Annotated in this window: 16 protein-coding genes; 9 read left to right on the top strand and 7 right to left on the bottom strand. The window is 45.4% G+C overall.

Annotation, left to right across the window (positions count from 1 at the left end):
* Window positions 1–43: 43 nt before the first annotated feature.
* Window positions 44–901, top strand: a complete 858-nt coding sequence (gene nadC / locus KGMB01110_RS04015) for a carboxylating nicotinate-nucleotide diphosphorylase (RefSeq protein ID WP_117888942.1) — start codon at window positions 44–46, stop codon at window positions 899–901.
* Between the two features lie 4 nt (window positions 902–905).
* Here the strand turns inward: nadC and fliB are convergent, their stop codons facing one another.
* Together fliB and KGMB01110_RS04005 are read right to left on the bottom strand one after the other, a co-directional pair.
* Window positions 906–2,072, bottom strand: a complete 1,167-nt coding sequence (gene fliB, locus KGMB01110_RS04010; protein WP_117602776.1) for a flagellin lysine-N-methylase — start codon at window positions 2,070–2,072, stop codon at window positions 906–908.
* Window positions 2,073–2,196: 124 nt separating this feature from the next.
* Window positions 2,197–3,423, bottom strand: a complete 1,227-nt coding sequence (locus tag KGMB01110_RS04005; protein ID WP_117602853.1) for a dicarboxylate/amino acid:cation symporter — start codon at window positions 3,421–3,423, stop codon at window positions 2,197–2,199.
* 147 nt (window positions 3,424–3,570) lie between these two features.
* On the opposite strand from KGMB01110_RS04005, the gene KGMB01110_RS04000 reads away from it, so the two are divergent.
* Window positions 3,571–4,191 (top strand): peptidase C39, encoded by a 621-nt coding sequence (locus tag KGMB01110_RS04000; protein WP_119297632.1) that lies wholly within the window; start codon window positions 3,571–3,573, stop codon window positions 4,189–4,191.
* Between the two features lie 262 nt (window positions 4,192–4,453).
* Here the strand turns inward: KGMB01110_RS04000 and KGMB01110_RS03990 are convergent, their stop codons facing one another.
* Window positions 4,454–5,131 (bottom strand): TIGR00266 family protein, encoded by a 678-nt coding sequence (locus KGMB01110_RS03990; RefSeq protein WP_117602778.1) that lies wholly within the window; start codon window positions 5,129–5,131, stop codon window positions 4,454–4,456.
* Window positions 5,132–5,400: 269 nt separating this feature from the next.
* Here KGMB01110_RS03990 and asnB point away from each other — a divergent pair, with 269 nt between their 5' ends.
* Window positions 5,401–6,939: an asparagine synthase (glutamine-hydrolyzing) gene (asnB, locus tag KGMB01110_RS03985; RefSeq protein WP_119297630.1), complete on the top strand. Its 1,539-nt coding sequence runs from the start codon at window positions 5,401–5,403 to the stop codon at window positions 6,937–6,939.
* 239 nt (window positions 6,940–7,178) lie between these two features.
* On the opposite strand, the gene KGMB01110_RS03980 is transcribed toward asnB, so the two are convergent.
* The 3 genes from KGMB01110_RS03980 to KGMB01110_RS03970 all read right to left on the bottom strand — a co-directional run bounded on the left by KGMB01110_RS03980 (window position 7,179) and on the right by KGMB01110_RS03970 (window position 10,130).
* Window positions 7,179–8,330 carry an FprA family A-type flavoprotein gene (locus tag KGMB01110_RS03980; protein WP_119297629.1) on the bottom strand — a complete coding sequence of 384 codons (1,152 nt, stop codon included), beginning with the start codon at window positions 8,328–8,330 and terminating at the stop codon, window positions 7,179–7,181.
* Between the two features lie 114 nt (window positions 8,331–8,444).
* On the bottom strand, window positions 8,445–9,779 hold the full coding sequence (locus tag KGMB01110_RS03975; protein ID WP_119297628.1) for a permease prefix domain 1-containing protein: 1,335 nt from the start codon (window positions 9,777–9,779) through the stop codon (window positions 8,445–8,447).
* A 24-nt stretch (window positions 9,780–9,803) separates the two neighbouring features.
* The gene (locus KGMB01110_RS03970; protein ID WP_119297627.1) at window positions 9,804–10,130 is read right to left on the bottom strand and encodes a PadR family transcriptional regulator; all 327 of its coding nucleotides are present in this window, start codon (window positions 10,128–10,130) and stop codon (window positions 9,804–9,806) included.
* Window positions 10,131–10,365: 235 nt separating this feature from the next.
* Between KGMB01110_RS03970 and KGMB01110_RS03965 the strand changes: the two genes are divergently transcribed.
* Together KGMB01110_RS03965 and KGMB01110_RS03960 are read left to right on the top strand one after the other, a co-directional pair.
* Window positions 10,366–10,590 (top strand): hypothetical protein, encoded by a 225-nt coding sequence (locus KGMB01110_RS03965; protein ID WP_119297626.1) that lies wholly within the window; start codon window positions 10,366–10,368, stop codon window positions 10,588–10,590.
* 99 nt (window positions 10,591–10,689) lie between these two features.
* Entirely contained in the window at window positions 10,690–11,121 is a 432-nt protein-coding gene (locus KGMB01110_RS03960) for a hypothetical protein (protein WP_117888936.1), read from the top strand.
* Window positions 11,122–11,211: 90 nt separating this feature from the next.
* Here the strand turns inward: KGMB01110_RS03960 and KGMB01110_RS03955 are convergent, their stop codons facing one another.
* A complete protein-coding gene (locus tag KGMB01110_RS03955) occupies window positions 11,212–13,119 on the bottom strand; it encodes an autotransporter outer membrane beta-barrel domain-containing protein (RefSeq protein WP_119297625.1) in 1,908 nt (635 codons plus the stop codon).
* Window positions 13,120–13,484: 365 nt separating this feature from the next.
* Here KGMB01110_RS03955 and KGMB01110_RS03950 point away from each other — a divergent pair, with 365 nt between their 5' ends.
* The 4 genes from KGMB01110_RS03950 to KGMB01110_RS03935 all read left to right on the top strand — a co-directional run bounded on the left by KGMB01110_RS03950 (window position 13,485) and on the right by KGMB01110_RS03935 (window position 17,000).
* Window positions 13,485–14,120, top strand: a complete 636-nt coding sequence (locus KGMB01110_RS03950) for an endonuclease III domain-containing protein (RefSeq protein WP_117888934.1) — start codon at window positions 13,485–13,487, stop codon at window positions 14,118–14,120.
* A gap of 4 nt (window positions 14,121–14,124) precedes the next feature.
* Entirely contained in the window at window positions 14,125–14,454 is a 330-nt protein-coding gene (locus tag KGMB01110_RS03945) for a hypothetical protein (protein WP_306307823.1), read from the top strand.
* A 157-nt stretch (window positions 14,455–14,611) separates the two neighbouring features.
* Window positions 14,612–16,216 carry a xylulokinase gene (locus KGMB01110_RS03940; RefSeq protein ID WP_119297624.1) on the top strand — a complete coding sequence of 535 codons (1,605 nt, stop codon included), beginning with the start codon at window positions 14,612–14,614 and terminating at the stop codon, window positions 16,214–16,216.
* A 298-nt stretch (window positions 16,217–16,514) separates the two neighbouring features.
* Window positions 16,515–17,000 (top strand): YbaK/EbsC family protein, encoded by a 486-nt coding sequence (locus KGMB01110_RS03935; RefSeq protein ID WP_117888931.1) that lies wholly within the window; start codon window positions 16,515–16,517, stop codon window positions 16,998–17,000.
* The last annotated feature ends 124 nt before the right edge of the window (window positions 17,001–17,124 follow it).

Genomic DNA, 17,124 nt, shown 5'->3' with positions numbered 1-17,124 from the left:
GAAATGGAAGACACAGGGGAAAACGAAACAGAGAGGAAAACAAATGAACACGATTACAATGAAATTGCAGGCGGACCATTTGATCATGGAAGCCTTAAAAGAAGATATTTCCAGTGAAGATGTCAGCACCAATGCGGTGATGAAGGAATATGTAAAGGGGGAAGTAGAGCTGATCTGTAAAGAAGACGGAATCATTGCCGGTCTGGATGTATATGCCAGAGTCTTTGAACTTCTGGATGAAAAGACCGAGACCACTCTTTACTGCAAGGATGGCGAAGCGGTCAAAAAGGGACAGCTTTTGGGAAAAGTAACGGGTGATATCCGGGTGCTTCTGTCCGGCGAAAGAGTTGCCTTAAACTATTTGCAGAGAATGAGCGGAATTGCGACGTATACCCATTCTGTCGCAGAATTGTTAAAAGGAAGCAAGACGAAACTGTTGGATACCAGAAAGACCACACCGAACATGCGAATCTTTGAAAAATATGCGGTTCGGGCAGGTGGCGGATTCAACCACCGCTACAATCTGTCAGACGGTGTGCTTTTAAAGGATAATCATATCGGAGCTGCGGGCGGTGTCAAAGAAGCCATTCTTGCCGCAAAAGAATATGCGCCGTTTGTACGGAAAATTGAGATTGAGGTGGAGAATCTGGAGATGGTAAAAGAGGCAGCAGATGCAGGAGCAGATATTATCATGCTGGATAATATGTCACCGGAGGAAATGAAAGAAGCCATCCGTATCATCAACGGAAGAGCAGAAACGGAGTGTTCTGGAAATGTGACCAGAGAAAATATCAGGCAAGTGACAGAAGTGGGCGTGGATTATATTTCCAGTGGAGCGCTGACCCACTCTGCACCGATTCTGGATATTTCCATGAAAAATCTTCATCCGGTGGAAGAATAAGTTCTTACGCTTTTCCCACGATCAGGGCAAAATACCCCCAGTCCCAGAAGGGAGATTCGAAGCTGTTCTCCAGATAGGAGAAAATATCTTCGTCTTCGTAGCCGGTCATCCGGGTCAGAATCACAATCGTCTGCCGGACGCGCTCATAAGAAAGGGATGGGTGCCCAAGCCAACTGAAAAACAGACTTTGACGGATCGCTGTGTACTCCATGGCGATCCATTGTAATTTCAGAAGCATTTCTTTTATGGAATAATCCGGTAATACCAGATCAGAATAAAGCTCGTTGGCAAGGAAATTCCGGAATAAAGTCTGAAAAGGGGACAGGCCCTTTTGAAAGTCCTTCCAGTGAGCATGCAGTTCTTCTTCGGAAAGTTCCGGGAATACCGTTTGTGCGCAGAGCAGAATCGGAGATAAAAATTCCTGATACAGTCCCTCTTTTTCATAATTTACCGACAGATCCTGCAGCAGTTCGGAAGCTTCATCCAGCGTGTCTGTAAGGGGCAGCTCAATCTCAGAGATTGCCCGGTGAAGTGCGGAACGGTTGGCGGAAGAAAAATACTCCCGGATCATCTCCGGGCCTGGATGCTCCTGCCGGCTCAGTTCCCGTAAAATATAAAACAACTCCAGGAGGATCTCTTCGCAAGAAATAGAAGAATCAGAATCGGAGTTTGAGCTCTCTGTTGTAAATGCCCGGATCATTTCCTGACGAATCTGAAAAAGTAGAACTTCCGAATGATCAGAAATTTCCGGGAGTATCGGAAAAGTGAGTGTTTCTTTTTCCTGGAACAGATCAATGACTGCAGGGCAGCAGGGCATCAGCGACTGCTCCATATGGGAAGAAAAGGTATGAGATTCCCTTGGAAATATCGTGCATGTCTCGGAGAGAACAGAATCTCCGTGAGCCAGAACCAGATGGCACAACTTGTTTTCGGCAAGAAACGGACAACGGTGGTCCGGATTCAGAGCGATCACTCGTTGCTGTTCTCTGGTTGTGAGATAGTCGGTCAGAGATGCTTTTTTGTCCGGTAAATCACCGGGGACGGAAAGCGTATTCCAGAGAGATTCCGTGTCCGGATCTACGTAGATCTTCCATTCCTGGCAGCAGGTGATGGGACAGGCATCCGCAATGCAGTGAAAGGTTTCATAATAATCGGGGCGTAAAGTTTTCATAAGGTGAAACGTCCTTTCTTAGTTTTTGGCGTGTTGTTGGACAAGTAAAAGAAAGAGGCCGTCGGGCCTCTTTCGTAAGTTGCTCAGCATTCCTTTTTAGCCGGAAAAACTTAGGGTTGCAGGTTTATAGCGGAGAAGACGGGGTTTCTGAATTTTCTGCAATGTTGTGCTTCCTGGCATATCCGGTCAGAATCAGAGTCAGCGCCCCGTCTCCGGTTACGTTGCAGGCAGTTCCGAAGCTGTCCTGTAAAGCGAAGATAGTCAACATCAGCGCAGTTCCGGCATCGTCAAATAAGAGCACACCGGTGATCAGACCAAGAGAAGCCATCACAGTTCCACCCGGTACACCGGGAGCTCCGATGGCAAAGACACCAAGCAGTACACAGAACAGAATCATGGTTCCGATGGACGGAAGACTTCCGTAGAGAATTTTGGAAATGGTCATACAGAAAAATACTTCGGTCAGCACAGATCCGCAGAGGTGGATATTTGCAAACAGCGGAATTCCGAAGCTTACCATATCTTTACGCAGTGGTTTTGCTTTACGTGCACACTGGAGTGCAACGGCCAGTGTGGCGGCGGAAGACATGGTACCGACAGCAGTCAGGTAAGCCGGACCGTAATGTTTTATGACTTCCAACGGATTTTCACCGGAATAAACACCTGCGATGGTATAGAGCAGTGCCATCCAGATATAATGTCCGACCATTACGATGAGAATCACCTGGATAAAGACCGGAAGCTGTTTGGTGATGGAACCTTCGTAAGCCAGACCACAGAAGGTCAGTCCGATGAAAAACGGAAGTAATGGAATCAGGATCCGGGAAACGATATCCAGTACAATGGCCTGAAATTCATCCAGTACCTGTGTGATAATTTTAGCACCGGTCCAGGCAGCAGCCAGTCCAACCATGATGGAGAAGACCAGAGCACTCATAACGGGCATGATCTGCGGGATGGAAAGCTGGAAAACAGCTTCTGGCAGTTCCTTTAATCCTTCCACGCTGGATGCGATAGAAAGATGTGGAATCAGCGCATATCCGGCAGCCGTGGAAAATAATGCGGCACCAACGGATGAAGTATAGGCGATGGCGACTGCAAGTAAAAGCAGACGGGACGCATTGTTGCCCATCTTGGTGATGGATGGTGCAATGAATCCGATGATGATCAGCGGGATACAGAAATTGATGACTTGTCCCAGCACATATTTCAGTGTGACGACGATGTTCAGGATCGCGGAAGTAAGCGGTGCACCATCCGTGGAATTTAAAATCAGACCGACGATGATACCGACGACTACACCTACGATCAGCTTGAACGGCAGGCTTTTGAAGAAATTATAATTTTTCATATAGGAAAAATCCCCCTTTTGACATTCTTTAACCATTGTAATACAGGAAGTGAAAAAGCACAATCAATATCTCCCTGTTTTTGCTATACTCCGGAGGATAAATGTGATATAATTCCACCAGAAATTTTTGCGGATAAGAGGAAAAATATGAAAAATCCATTACATTATCAGATATCAGAATGTGACTGCGGACCGACTTCCATGTTAAATGCAGTCAGTTATTTGTTTGAACGGGAAGAGATCCCGCCGGAAATCATAAGAAATATTATGCTTTATTGTTTGGACTGTTACAGTGCGGAAGGAATTCCTTGCAAGAGCGGAACCTCCCGGATGGCGATGATGTTTTTGTCCAACTGGTTAAATGAATTCGGAAAGGTCGGAAGACTGTCTGTCGGAAGCAGCTATCTGTCAGGTGATCAGGTATATGTTGGAAGTGGAAGCAGGATCAATGATATCTTAAGGCGAGGCGGAGCTGTTGTGGTTCGCCTGTTTTTGGATGAATGGCATTACGTGACGTTTACCGGTGCAGAAGATGGGAAGATCTTTGTCTTTGATCCTTATTATGAAGACGAACTGTATGAGGAAGAAGGCATAGAGCTTATCCTGGATCAGCCGATGAAGTATAATCGGATCATCCCGGAACATTATTTTAACCGGGAAGAACTGGAACTATACGCGTTGGGCCCGAAAGAGGGCAGAGAAGCAGTGCTTTTGACCAATAAAGAGACAGTGCTGACAGAAGAAAAGACGATTGAGTATTTCATTTAAAGATTGCAACGGGAAGAGCTATAATCTTTTTCGGTGGGAGAAGGACGTCGTATTCAAATTTTTGCCCTATAACGATAAAGAAATCAGAAATAACCATTAAAAAATCGCATTTGACATAAACCCGGAGCAGGGGGGGAATGTTTCCCGTTGCAAATCTTTTACGGATGGATGAAATAAGGGAAAGCATAAAAACCAGATCCTGAAGAGTATACAATTCTCAGGATCTGGTTTTTGACAACACGGGGACAGAGTTATTCTGTCATTATGAGTTCGATGGGAAGTATGGTTTTAACACCCCTGCAACATTGCTGATTGGCATAGTCTGGAGCCATACATGTCCCGGTCCGGAGATGATGGTATTGAAGACGCCTTCACCGCCAAAGAGCATATTTTTTACCCCGGGAACGGCCTGAATGTCTATGGAACAGGTGGCAGTCATGGCTGCCAGATGACCGGTGTCTACAACGATTTGCTGTCCGGGCTGGAGTTCGTATTCTACCACATGGCCGTCGAATTCTGCAAAGACGGTTCCATAGCCGCTGATACGCTGCATAATAAATCCCTCTCCGCCAAACAGACCGGCTCCTAATTTCTTATTGAAGAAGACGGACATTTCGACTCCGGACTCTCCGGCAAGAAATGCACTTTTTTGGAAGATCATTTCCTGTCCCGGAGCGATGTCGAAGGCTTTGATGGATCCGGGAAAGGAGGATGCAAAGGCGATCATACCGTTGCCCTGAGCGGTATAAATATTCTGAAATATTTTTTCCCCGGAAAACATACGGCCGAATGCCTTCCCGATACCGCCGTTCGTGGTAGTTTCCATTTTCATATTCGGAGACATCCAGGACATGCCGCCGCCTTCTGTGATCATTTTTTCTCCGTTTTCCAACTCGCAGACAACGACTGGAAGGGTATCTCCAAGAATTTGATATTTCATAGGGTTCCTCCTTTGCTTAAGTCCCGGTGAGATGTTCCGGATGCACCGGTTTAGTTTATATTGTTAAGTTTATTGTACGGGGACAGCGGGAGAAAGTCAATCAATGTATGACGATTGGTAAGATCAAAAGGAAGGTTTTTGGAGCAAATTTTGGGAAAATAAATGGGTCAAATTTAGGATTTTTATAGAAAATGATGTGAAAGAAAGCCAAGTTGCGCTATAATAAAGAAGTTCTGAAAAATATGATTTGGTATAAGAGAGGACATAAGATGATTACAGTAAAAGAATACAGAGGACATATCCGAAATTGGGAAGCGCTGTGTGTAAAATTAAAGATTGATCCGACACTTTCCAGAGAGGAAAGAGAACCTGAAATTTTGAAAAAAGCCTATGAGACATGGGGATGTGAAATGGGAGACCATATGCATGGAATGTATGCATTTGCGCTGTGGGATGAGGAAGAACAGACCCTTTTCTGCTTAAGAGATCCGTTTGGAACGAAGCCGTTTTATTATTATGAGACGGAAGACGGAGCGCTGCTTTATGGAACGACCATTCGCGGAATCATGGAACAGCCTGGATTTAAGAAAGAGTTAAATGAGGAAATGTTGCAGCTTTACCTGTCTCTGACCTATGTGGCAGGAGAGAATACCTTTTTCAAGGGTGTGAAAAAGCTGATGCCGGGACGTTATCTGATCTGGAAGAATGGAAGCTACCGGATCGAGCGGTACTGGAAACCGGAATTTCATCCGGATGAGAGCAAGTCTCTGGAAGATTGGGCGGATGAAATCCATACCACATTAAAAGACATTATGCCGGAAGTGAAAGCGGCAGATGAGACGGCGGAAGCCTTCCTGTCCGGTGGCGTGGATTCTTCCTATGTGGTAGCAATGTCTGACGTGCAGATGACCGATTCCTGCGGATATGAGGAACCGAGATTTGATGAATCCGGTCTGGCAAAACAGACGGCAGATCTGCTGAAAAGAGGCAATTCCCGCTGCCTGATCACACCGGAACAGTATTTTGATATCGTACCCTATGTTATGTACAACATGGAGCAGCCGCTGGGTGATGCATCTGCCATTGCATTTGCCATTGCATGCCGGGAGACTGCAAAGCATACGAAGATCTGTTATTCCGGAGAAGGATCCGATGAATTCTTCGGCGGATATAACATGTACCGCAATGCGGAACGTTATGGAGAGAATCTGAAGACGTTCTATGTGGGCAACACGAATATTATGAAAGAGGATGAGAAGCAGAAGATCCTGAAGCATTATGATCCGGATGTGTTGCCGATTGATCTGGCAAAGCCAATCTATGAAGAGACCGAAGGACTGGATCCGCTGACAAAAATGTCAGATGTAGACATCCAGATCTGGCTGGAAGGAGATATTTATCTGAATGTGGACAAGATGAGCGAGGCGGCAGGTCTGGAGATCCGTATGCCGCTGACCGACAAGCGAATCTTCGATATTGCATCCAGAATGCCTTCCAAATATAAAGTCAACGAAGAGCAGAACAAAGTGGCATTCCGTACTGCTGCTGCAAAGGTTCTTCCGGAGGAAATTGCATTCCGTAAGAAACTGGGATTCATCGTGCCGATTCGTATCTGGATGGCAGATGACCGATATAATCAGGATGTGAGAGAGAAATTCCGCAGTGAGATGGCAGCAAAATTCTTTGACGTAGATGCCATCCATGCGATTTTTGACGATTATGTGGGAGGAAACTCCGATAACTGGAGAAAAGTATGGACGATCTATACCTTCCTGGTATGGTATGAAGAGTATTTCGTGAAGAGGTAGTTTGTTGAAGAAACGATTTTAGCAACTTCATGTCCCTGTTCCAGGAAAATCAGCATGAAAGAGCATTGTCTATGATCAAGCGTCTCGCAAAGGTGGAAAAATTTCCATACATATTGTGAATTATGAGAACCACTCAAAAAAAGAATCCCCGGAATGAATATGCTGAATCATTCCGGGGATTCTATTTGTCTTATTGCCAAGCATACGACAAAAAGGTTCAGTGAATCTTTTTTAGCTTCTTAAATCAATTCGTCAGCCAGGGTTTCCAGGGCTTTTCTGCTGTCATCATTCAAGGAGGACAGGATCTTAACGGTAGTGTCTGTGAATGTTAAATTCTTACAGCCTTCCAGCATTTTTGTCATGACTCTTGCGGCAGTAGGAGCCCAGGTACCATTTTCGATCAGGCCGATGGTACGGTTCTGGAAATTACGTTCGGTCAGGTGGTTGATGAATTCCTTCATAAATGGGAAGACATCTCCGTTGTAGGTCGGGGCTGCCAGCACCAGTTTGCCGTAGCGGAATGCATCTTCCACAGCCTCTGCCATGTCGTCTCTTGCAAGATCGGTTATGGTAACTTCCGGGCATCCTTTCTTCTCAAGCAGTGCAGCCAGTTCTTCAGCGGCCTGTTTGGTATGTCCATAAATGGAAGCATAAGCGATCACAACACCTTCGGATTCTACACCATAGGAAGACCAGATATTGTAAAGGTCCAGGTAATAACCAAGATTTTCGGTCAAAACCGGTCCATGGAGTGGACAGATGATCTGGATATCCAGGTTGGCAGCTTTCTTCAGAAGAGTCTGAACCTGTACACCGTATTTTCCAACGATACCGATGTAATAACGACGAGCCTCACAAGCCCAGTCTTCCTCTACATCCAGTGCTCCAAATTTACCGAATGCGTCTGCGGAAAACAGGACTTTATCTTTGGAATCATAGGAAACGATAACTTCCGGCCAGTGAACCATCGGTGCGGTCACGAAAGTCAGTTCGTGTGTACCAAGAGAAAGGGTATCCCCTTCTTTGACGACCAACTGATTGTCCGGATAGTCGATTCCGAAGAATTGTTTCATCATGACAAATGCTTTCGCGCTGGAAACAATCTTAGTCTCTGGGAAAGTCTTTATAAAAGCATCAATACTTGCGGAATGATCCGGCTCCATATGATGAACGATTAGATAGTCCGGTTTTTTCCCATCCAGAACAGCGTTTATATTTCCAAGCCATTTCTCTGTAAAATGTGCATCTACGGTATCGCAGACGGCAATCTTTTCATCCATGATCATATAAGAATTATAAGCCATACCATTTTCAACAACGTACTGACCTTCAAACAGATCTATCTGATGGTCATTCACGCCGACATATTGAATGTCTTTCGTAATCTCCATTGAGAATTCCTCCTTAAATTAAATCTAAATATCTAGCTTTGTCCATTATAGCACAAAGCCCGAAAGATGGAAGAAAAATCGCATGCGGATTTGTCTGATTTTGAAGAGAAATTCTCAGGAGGCGTTGAAATGAGGTTCTCTCGTAATATTCTGGAATCGACAGATACTAAGCAGGATCCCGAACAGAATTCCGGAAGACAGTGCACCGGAGTAGCCGGGACTGAAAAACGGACAGTAAATGGATTCAAAGATTAAGGATACATTTCCAAGGCCCAGGTTGACAGCCAGGTATAACAGAATCTGGAGTGCCAGAATAAAGGCGGATGAGAATCCAACCAGTTGTCCTAGGCGGTTCTGTTGTTTCAGAGTGATCCTAAAACAGTTCAGGATCAGGCAGCACAGTCCGCAGATCAGAAGAATCAGCGCAAATACGCCCATGCTGGCGCATAAATAAGTCAGATGGTAACTCTGGAAGGTCAGAGCCGGTTCTCCACCGGATGCGGCTGCTGTCAGGGCGGAAGTCTTGCCGCTGAGGAGCTGATGGATCATCTGAAGCCGGTAGGAGAATACATTTCCCGGATAAGGCGACAGATAAAACAGGAGCCGTTCTTTCTGATAGGAAGCAAAAACGGTGAAATACAGAAAGACAACGGACAGCGGCAGCAGAGAAAACAGTGTGCCAAGGAGCAGGAAAGCTCTGCTTTTTTTCACCTGAAACCAGTTCTGCATCACGGCAAAGATCAAGGTGGCAAAGCAAGTGCATAAAAACAGGAACGCGTACATGCTGGAAGGCATGCGCAGGATGACGAAAACTGCAGGAACCATCCATAGGACGCATTTCAGGATGCCCTGATAGGACTGGTTGTGATAACGGTACACGATCGAGCCGTATAACGGGGCAAATAATACGGCAAGAAGTACCAGATTCATGACAAATCCACCCAGAGCCAGATAGGTTCGCGCTCCGTTGAACATGAGGGTCAGCGAGGTGTGTGGAAGCAGCAATAAAATCAGACAAAGTCCAAGATAAAGAAAGCGGGCTCTGGCTGCGATCCGTGTATAGTCCAGAAAACAGATGCCCATAGCAAAGAGGAGAAACAGCAGGGAGCCTGCGATTCTTGAAGGAATCAGAGGACTGAAGTTTTCCGGAAAGCGGACAGAAAGATACTGCTGGACCAACAGACCGATCAGGCTGAATACAACAAGACCGAGCAAAAGGGGCCAGGCCATTTTGGGACGGTGGATCTGATCCAGGGCGGCTCCGGTTTCAATCGGATCCCCCATGTCTGCAATGGCCAGTTTCTCCGCTTCTTCCGGGGAAGTACCACAGGAAAGATAGGCTTCGATCTGATCTTCAATATGCTGACGGATTTCCTCAGAGACAGAATCGCGGGCGGCTTTGCAGCGGATCTGCTGCGTCAAAGTTGTAAGATATTCTTCTGTGTTCATGACAAACCCTCCTTGAAAACGAAACTAACAGGCATTTAAAACATGGAGAACGGCCTGAGAATAGGTGTTCCATTCGTTCTGCTTTTCTTTCAGTGCTTTCTTGCCGGTGGAAGTGATCTGATAATATTTGCGGATCTTACCGCTGGATTCTTTTTCATAACTGACCAGAAACTGCTTGCTTTCCAGATTATGAAGCAGGGGATAAAGAGTCCCGGCCTTTAATTCAAAGACATTTTCCGAACGTTGGCGGAGTGTATCGATCATTTCATATCCATACATATCTTTTTCGGAAAGCAATTTTAAGAGAAGCATGGCAGTGCTTCCGGATAACAGACTTTTTTCGATAGCCATAATAAAACCTCCTTATATCGATGATCTATATATATTGATGGTACTATTATATGTAGATTATCGATATATGTCAAGAGGAGAATGAAAGATGAAAAGAGAAGAAGGCGGTAAGTGGTAAATGGAAGACATGGAAAAAAGATGGGGAAAGAAAAATATAAGAAATGTCGGAAGAGAATAATGACAAAGTAAAGTTGAGATGATAAAATGCAAGATGGATTTAAGGAGGATGGAAACAATGAATCTGAAAAATATGATGAAAGTACAGGCAGCATGGAAAACCGTAAATGAAAATCACCCGAAACTGCTGCCTTTTATCCGGGCAGTAGAACAGGATGGAATCACAGCAGATACCATCATCGAAGTGACGGTGAAGACTCCGCAGGGAAAAGAGAGAACTGCAAATATCAGAGTCAAACAGTCAGATGTGGATCTGATCCGGGCCCTGAAACAAAACAGGTAGGGCATATTAAAAATTATAAATAAAAGGTATAATTTTCTCCCCACGGGAAATACTGGATCGTATCAGATTGGAGAAAATAGTAGAAAGTGGGGATCGGTGATGAGTGAAGATACCATCAAACTGCTGAAAGAATGTGATGCCGGTTGCAAAATGGCAACGGACAGCATTGCACAGGTGGAAAAATATGCAGAAAAGGAAGCATTGAAAAAGCTTCTGGATCAATATCAGAAAAAACATGAGAAATTAAAGGAAGAGATCACGGAACAACTGCAAAAATTCCAGAAAGAAGAGCAGGGGCCGGACAAACTGGCCAGTGCTTTTGCGTGGATTACAACGGAAATGAAACTGCTGATGAAGGATAACAGTCATCAGATTGCGAAGATTATGATGGACGGCTGTAATATGGGAATCCAGTCGGTCAGTGAGTATCTGAATCAGTATCCGCAGGCGTCTCAGGAGTCAAAATCCCTGGCAAAGAAGCTGGTGGAAACAGAAGAAATGTTTATGAAAGAACTGAAAAAATTCTTATAACACAATACGTAAATAAAAAGCTGACACTTACATGAGCAGATACCTGGATTTCAGATATCCTTTCATGTAAGTGTCAGCTTTTTTAATACTTTAGTGCATTTTACGTTTCTGCCAGGTTACGAAACTTCCGCATCCGCCAAGGAGAAGCAGGAAACTCCAGAAAAGCAGAGAACTGCTGTCACCGGATTTCGGTGCGGTTTTGGAGTTGGTCTTCTTCGCAGAGTTTTTGGCGGTTTTCGTATCTTTGTCAGCGTTATTATTCTTGTCCGTCTTGTTATTCTTATCATTTTTATCTGTCTTGTCGTTCTTGTCATTTTTATCGGCAAGTTTGGCAATGACGGTATCGGCCTGTTTCATTTCTTTGGTGGCTTCTTTATCTGAATAATATTTTCCACAATCTTTGCAGTACCAGTATTCTACATTACCCTCAGAAGTGGTAGTGGCAGCTTTGGCTTCCACATGCTGCAGATCTGTGTGATTATCCGGCGCAAGTTCTCCGTATTCCGCTGCGCAGAGTTCGCATACAGCTTTTTTCGCACAGGTTGCAGTTCCGCCGGTGTGGATGTTGCAGATGAGCGTTCCCTGATTGGCAACAGATCCTTCGACCTGAACGGTACCGTTGTTCGTGAAGGTGATTCCTTCCGGAACGGTGAAAGAGGCTCCTTCCGGGATATCCAATGTCATATCGTCAGACAGAGTGAAATCGAATGGAAGGGTTGCAGAACCGATGACTTTACCTTTTGTTCCGTTGAATAAAATAGAGTCTGTAAGGGCACCGTCATAGGAGTTGCTGTCAGTTGTCTCAAACCAGGAGTTTCGGATAGACAGCGTTTTCCTGGACAGAATACCGTCATAGTCGTCTGCAGAAGTTGTCTGAAGAACACTCTGGGAGATGGTTACATCACCGGGGCTGAAAATGGCAACATCAGAGCTGGAAGTTGCCTTGATCTTGCTGTCAGAGATTGTAAGACTGTTAGCGCCATAAAGAGCCGGATAGTATCCGGATGCTTCTACTGTCGCGTCGGAGATGGAGATATCGTCTGCGCAGATTCCATTGCCGTAATGGCTGTTGGCGATGACTGTACCTCCGGTTACATTTAACGATCCGGCCCAGAGCGCAATGTCATAACCAGTCGTTTTGAGTGTGGCATTGTCCTGGACGTAAATCGGATTGCCGGAACAAACACCCATTCCGAAATATTTTCCGGTGGAATCTTTTCCTTCTGCCTCCAGATAGCTGGAACCGGTCAGAGTGATGGTGGCACTCTGGAATGCTTCCAGCCCGCTTACTGAACTGGCAGCAGGGGTATCAGGATCATCCTGAAGACAGTAAAGCTTCGCCTGATCTTTCAGCAGGAGTGAATGGGTGTGACGGGATTCCTCTCCGAGATGTAACGGGGCGTATGTACCGCCGCCTCTGTAGGTTATGGTTGCATTTCCGCCGAGTACACAGGTACCGTTCATCTGAGAATACCGTTTGGAACTTAAAGTGACATTGATCGTGGTGTCAGTAACAGTCAGTGCACTTGGCATATACAGGGTGTTCTGCTGACCGACACTTAAATCGGTGGTGTTCAGAGTACCGGAGCCCTGGATCGTCAGATCATTGGCGACAACCAGTCCAAGATTGTTCACGGTATTTTCCGGAACGGTGATAACCATCTTGACCGGACTGTTCTGAATCTGGATTCCACCATTTGCGTTGACATTGTCTAAAGTGAGATAATAGGCCTGATTGATATCAGCGGAGTTGTTGCTTCCCCAGAAATTAAGCTTTTTATCGGTTGTTCCGGTGAGCTTGTAGACAACGTCCCGCTGCTTCAGGTTGATACCGGTATCGGTAATTGCGTAGGCATCTTCATCTACATTTGCGCCGCCGACATCAATGACGATGGGAGTCGTCTGGTTGGGCGCGGCAGACACATGCATTGGGAGAAAGCAGGCTGCCAGGCAAAAGGAAACGAAGAGACCAAATAAGTGTTTTGGGTGCTTCTTCATAGGTATTTCCTCCAATTGAGAGAGTAAGGTTAAGAGATTATGCCCAGCGTCAGATTCGGGGAGTGGCCTGACGACAGGAGGATGATATGTAATTAAAACAGGTAAAAACAAGTCAAAATCTCGAGTAACATTTGTATTTTAAGTATAATCCCGGATGTGCTTTAACGTCAATAAAAAGAGAACGGTCAAAATGTAGAAAATTTTTTAGAAAAATGTAGGGGAAGGGCGCGAAAAAGAGCGGAAAAAGGAGAGGGAGTTCTTGACAGTCCGGCGACATCTTATGATAATAGAAGAAATATGGAAGATAAAAAATTTATGCGGATATGGAAGAAATAGATTTCACGGAAGAAAAGAGGATACATAATATGACGAAAAAACAGCTCGCAAAAGAAGTGATCGAACGATTGAAAAAAGAATATCCCGATGCAGGATGTACGCTGGATTATGATCAGGCGTGGAAACTTCTGGTCAGTGTCCGGCTGGCGGCACAGTGTACCGATGCCAGAGTGAATGTAGTGGTGGAAGATTTATATAAGAAGTTTCCGGATGTAAATGCACTGGCAGATGCAGACGTTTCGGAGATTGAGGAGATTGTCAGACCCTGCGGACTTGGAAAAAGCAAAGCCAGGGATATCAGCGCCTGTATGAAAATGATTCGGGATGAATATGATGGAAAAGTTCCGGATGATTTCGATGCATTGTTGAAACTGCCAGGGGTTGGACGAAAAAGCGCCAACCTGATCATGGGAGATGTGTTTGGAAAACCGGCTATCGTAACAGATACCCATTGCATCCGCCTGTCCAACCGAATCGGGTTGGTGGATGATCTGAAAGATCCGAAGAAAGTAGAGATGGCATTGTGGAAAATCGTGCCGCCGGAAGAGGGCAGTGATTTCTGCCATCGTCTGGTATATCACGGTCGAGATGTCTGTACCGCAAGGACAAAGCCTTATTGTGAGAAATGTTGTCTGGAAGACATTTGCAAGAAAAAAGGAGTGTGAGAAAATGGAACTAGTGGCAATCTTAGATGAACTGGAACGAAAAGCGATACACGACAAAGAATTTCGCAAGACACTTTTGGAAACCAGAAATTCCAAAGACCCGTATGGAGCGTTTTGCAGGACTTGCAGGGAAGCCGGTTATGAAGTATATGAAATGGATCTGATCTGTGCAGGAGAAGAATTTCATGCGGCCATGAAGCGCAGTACCAATGGCGGCGGAGAGAATTCCCCGATGCTTTCGGGGAGGATGATTTCTATGAATTGTTTATGGCAGCACTGGAAGCAGATGACCGGATGGAGAAGTAGCACACAGGTAGAAGGATCTGATTTGTAAAAATTTAAAACTTGGTTAAATAGCTGAAAAAATCTGTGGAAAAATGTTTTTCTATCGTGTATAATGTACGAGAACACATGTGGCCGGAACGTAAAAGAGGTTCGGTAGACATGGAAGTGATGACAATGGACTTGTATGGGAAAGTGGAGGTGCAGATATGGCAACAGAAGCTGCAAAGAACAGCATTTTAAACAAAAAGACAGCGCTTGGTATTGAATTTGGTTCTACCAGAATCAAGGCAGTACTGGTGGATGAGAATCATATTCCGATCGCATCCGGTGATCATGAATGGGAGAACCGTCTGGAGGATGGAATCTGGACCTATTCTCTGGAGGATATCTGGAGTGGATTACAGGACAGCTATTCCAATCTGGTAAAAGATGTAAAAGAAAAATATGACGTAGAGCTGACAGAAGTCGGAGCCATCGGTTTCAGTGCGATGATGCACGGATACATGGCATTTAACGAAGCGGGAGATCTTCTGGTTCCGTTCAGAACCTGGAGAAACAGTATGACCGGACAGGCAGCCAAAGAGCTGATCGAGCTGTTCCAGTACAATATTCCGGAGCGTTGGAGTATTGCACATCTGTATCAGGCAATCTTAAATGAAGAGCCGCATGTAAAAGAGATTACATTCTTTACGACACTGGCAGGTTACATCCACTGGAAGATGACCGGAGAAAAGGTACTGGGAATCGGAGATGCATCCGGTATGTTCCCGATCGACATGGCAACCAAAGATTATGATGCAAAGATGATCGCTCAGTTTGATGCTCTGATCGAGGAAAAACATTTTCCGTGGAAATTAGAAGAGATCCTTCCGAAGGCACTTCCGGCAGGAGCACCGGCAGGCGTTCTGACAGAAGAAGGAGCAGCCCTTCTGGATGTATCCGGCAAGTTAAAAGCAGGAATTCCGATCTGTCCGCCGGAAGGCGATGCAGGAACCGGTATGGTAGCAACCAACAGTGTGGCAAGAAGAACCGGAAATGTATCAGCGGGAACATCCATTTTCGGAATGACGGTGCTGGAGAAACCGTTGGAGAATTTCTATCCGGAGATTGATATGGTAACGACTCCGTCCGGAGATCTGGTGGCAATGGTACATGCCAATAACTGTACGTCTGATCTGAATGCATGGGTCAACATTTTTAAAGAATTTTCCGAGTCCTTCGGAATGAAAGTGGATATGAACGACCTGTACGGAACCCTTTACCGGAAGGCACTGGAAGGAGATCCGGACTGCGGAGGCCTGCTGTCTTACGGATTTTTCTCCGGAGAATTTATCATGGGCATGGAAGAAGGACGCCCGCTGTTTGTTCGGAAACCGGACAGCAAATTTAACCTGGCCAACTTTATGAGAACCCATCTGTATACTTCCATGGGAGCTCTGAAAGTGGGAATGGATATCCTGACCAAGAAAGAGCATGTAGAGATCGACAAGCTGTTGGGACACGGCGGACTCTTTAAGACAAAAGGAGTAGGTCAGAGATTTATGGCAGCCGCAATGAACACTCCGATCTCTGTTATGGAGACGGCCGGAGAAGGCGGACCATGGGGAATGGCTCTGCTTGCATCCTATATGATCAACAAAGAGGCAGATGAGACACTGGATCATTATCTGGCAGAAAAAGTCTTCCACGGAGATGAAGGAACCAGCATGGATCCGGATCCGGCAGACGTAGAAGGATTTGAAGTATTTATTGAGCGCTTTAAAAATGGAATCTCCATGGAAAAAGCAGCCGTGAAAGATTTGCTTTCCTAAAGAAATTGCTATATAGTAGGAAAGTGCAGGGGAACGCATGGAAACTGCGTTCCCTTTTTTTATGTGTCAGGCACGATTTTTATGTTCCGGAAACATGCCCTTATTAGTTGTGGTCGGGAAAGTGATATTCTGTAGAATATAGGAACATCAATGAACGAAGGGACAGGAGCCGATAAAGAGATATTACGTGAAACAAAAGAACATTGACAGGTGAGAAACGGGAACCGGTAAAACGGTAAGGTGACATAGAGCTTCATCAGCAGAAAATGGTATCAGAAAAGAAACAGGAGGAAACATCATGGCAATAGAAGAAGCAAAAAAATATCTGGCTGAAAAGGGATATGAAGACAGAGTGATGGAACTGGATCATTCCAGTGCCACCGTTGCAGAGGCAGCAGAAGCATTGGGATGTGAGGAAAAGCAGATTGCAAAAACCTTATCCTTTCTGGTGAAGGACACACCGATTCTGATCGTGGCAGCCGGAGATGCGAAAGTAGATAATAAGAAATATAAGAGTTATTTTGGTGTGAAAGCAAAGATGATACCGGGAGCAGAGGTAGAGGAGATCATCGGGCATGCGCCGGGCGGAGTCTGCCCGTTTGCCATCAGGCCGAAGGTGGAAGTTTATCTGGATGAGTCGCTGAAACGGTTTGAAATCGTTTATCCGGCAGCAGGAAGTGCGAACAGTGCGGTTCGTTTGAATATTACGGAGTTGGAGATTTGTGCAGAGTCAAAAGCCTGGATCGACGTGTGCAAAGGTTGGAACAGCGAGGAAGCAGAGTAAAAGCCTGGCGAGAGAAGTACGACTGAGAATCGGGCAGAAAGTCAGGCGAAAAGAAAAGCGGTGAAAAAACCGGCAAAAAGAGAAGCGGTGCAAAGAAAAACTTGAAAACTTTGAAGTAGCAGGG

It is taken from the genome of Mediterraneibacter butyricigenes, assembly GCF_003574295.1.
In the GTDB taxonomy this organism is placed as follows: domain Bacteria; phylum Bacillota; class Clostridia; order Lachnospirales; family Lachnospiraceae; genus Mediterraneibacter_A; species Mediterraneibacter_A butyricigenes.
Note: the sequence above shows the minus strand (reverse complement) of the source record. Positions and strands in the feature narration are given on the sequence as shown.

What these genes read in the sequence shown, in the direction of transcription:
- nadC (WP_117888942.1), top strand. Translation starts at nt 44, where the DNA reads ATGAACACGATTACAATGAAATTGCAGGCGGACCATTTGATCATGGAA.
- fliB (WP_117602776.1), bottom strand. Translation starts at nt 2,072, where the DNA reads ATGAAAACTTTACGCCCCGATTATTATGAAACCTTTCACTGCATTGCG.
- KGMB01110_RS04005 (WP_117602853.1), bottom strand. Translation starts at nt 3,423, where the DNA reads ATGAAAAATTATAATTTCTTCAAAAGCCTGCCGTTCAAGCTGATCGTA.
- KGMB01110_RS04000 (WP_119297632.1), top strand. Translation starts at nt 3,571, where the DNA reads ATGAAAAATCCATTACATTATCAGATATCAGAATGTGACTGCGGACCG.
- KGMB01110_RS03990 (WP_117602778.1), bottom strand. Translation starts at nt 5,131, where the DNA reads ATGAAATATCAAATTCTTGGAGATACCCTTCCAGTCGTTGTCTGCGAG.
- asnB (WP_119297630.1), top strand. Translation starts at nt 5,401, where the DNA reads ATGATTACAGTAAAAGAATACAGAGGACATATCCGAAATTGGGAAGCG.
- KGMB01110_RS03980 (WP_119297629.1), bottom strand. Translation starts at nt 8,330, where the DNA reads ATGGAGATTACGAAAGACATTCAATATGTCGGCGTGAATGACCATCAG.
- KGMB01110_RS03975 (WP_119297628.1), bottom strand. Translation starts at nt 9,779, where the DNA reads ATGAACACAGAAGAATATCTTACAACTTTGACGCAGCAGATCCGCTGC.
- KGMB01110_RS03970 (WP_119297627.1), bottom strand. Translation starts at nt 10,130, where the DNA reads ATGGCTATCGAAAAAAGTCTGTTATCCGGAAGCACTGCCATGCTTCTC.
- KGMB01110_RS03965 (WP_119297626.1), top strand. Translation starts at nt 10,366, where the DNA reads ATGAATCTGAAAAATATGATGAAAGTACAGGCAGCATGGAAAACCGTA.
- KGMB01110_RS03960 (WP_117888936.1), top strand. Translation starts at nt 10,690, where the DNA reads ATGAGTGAAGATACCATCAAACTGCTGAAAGAATGTGATGCCGGTTGC.
- KGMB01110_RS03955 (WP_119297625.1), bottom strand. Translation starts at nt 13,119, where the DNA reads ATGAAGAAGCACCCAAAACACTTATTTGGTCTCTTCGTTTCCTTTTGC.
- KGMB01110_RS03950 (WP_117888934.1), top strand. Translation starts at nt 13,485, where the DNA reads ATGACGAAAAAACAGCTCGCAAAAGAAGTGATCGAACGATTGAAAAAA.
- KGMB01110_RS03945 (WP_306307823.1), top strand. Translation starts at nt 14,125, where the DNA reads ATGGAACTAGTGGCAATCTTAGATGAACTGGAACGAAAAGCGATACAC.
- KGMB01110_RS03940 (WP_119297624.1), top strand. Translation starts at nt 14,612, where the DNA reads ATGGCAACAGAAGCTGCAAAGAACAGCATTTTAAACAAAAAGACAGCG.
- KGMB01110_RS03935 (WP_117888931.1), top strand. Translation starts at nt 16,515, where the DNA reads ATGGCAATAGAAGAAGCAAAAAAATATCTGGCTGAAAAGGGATATGAA.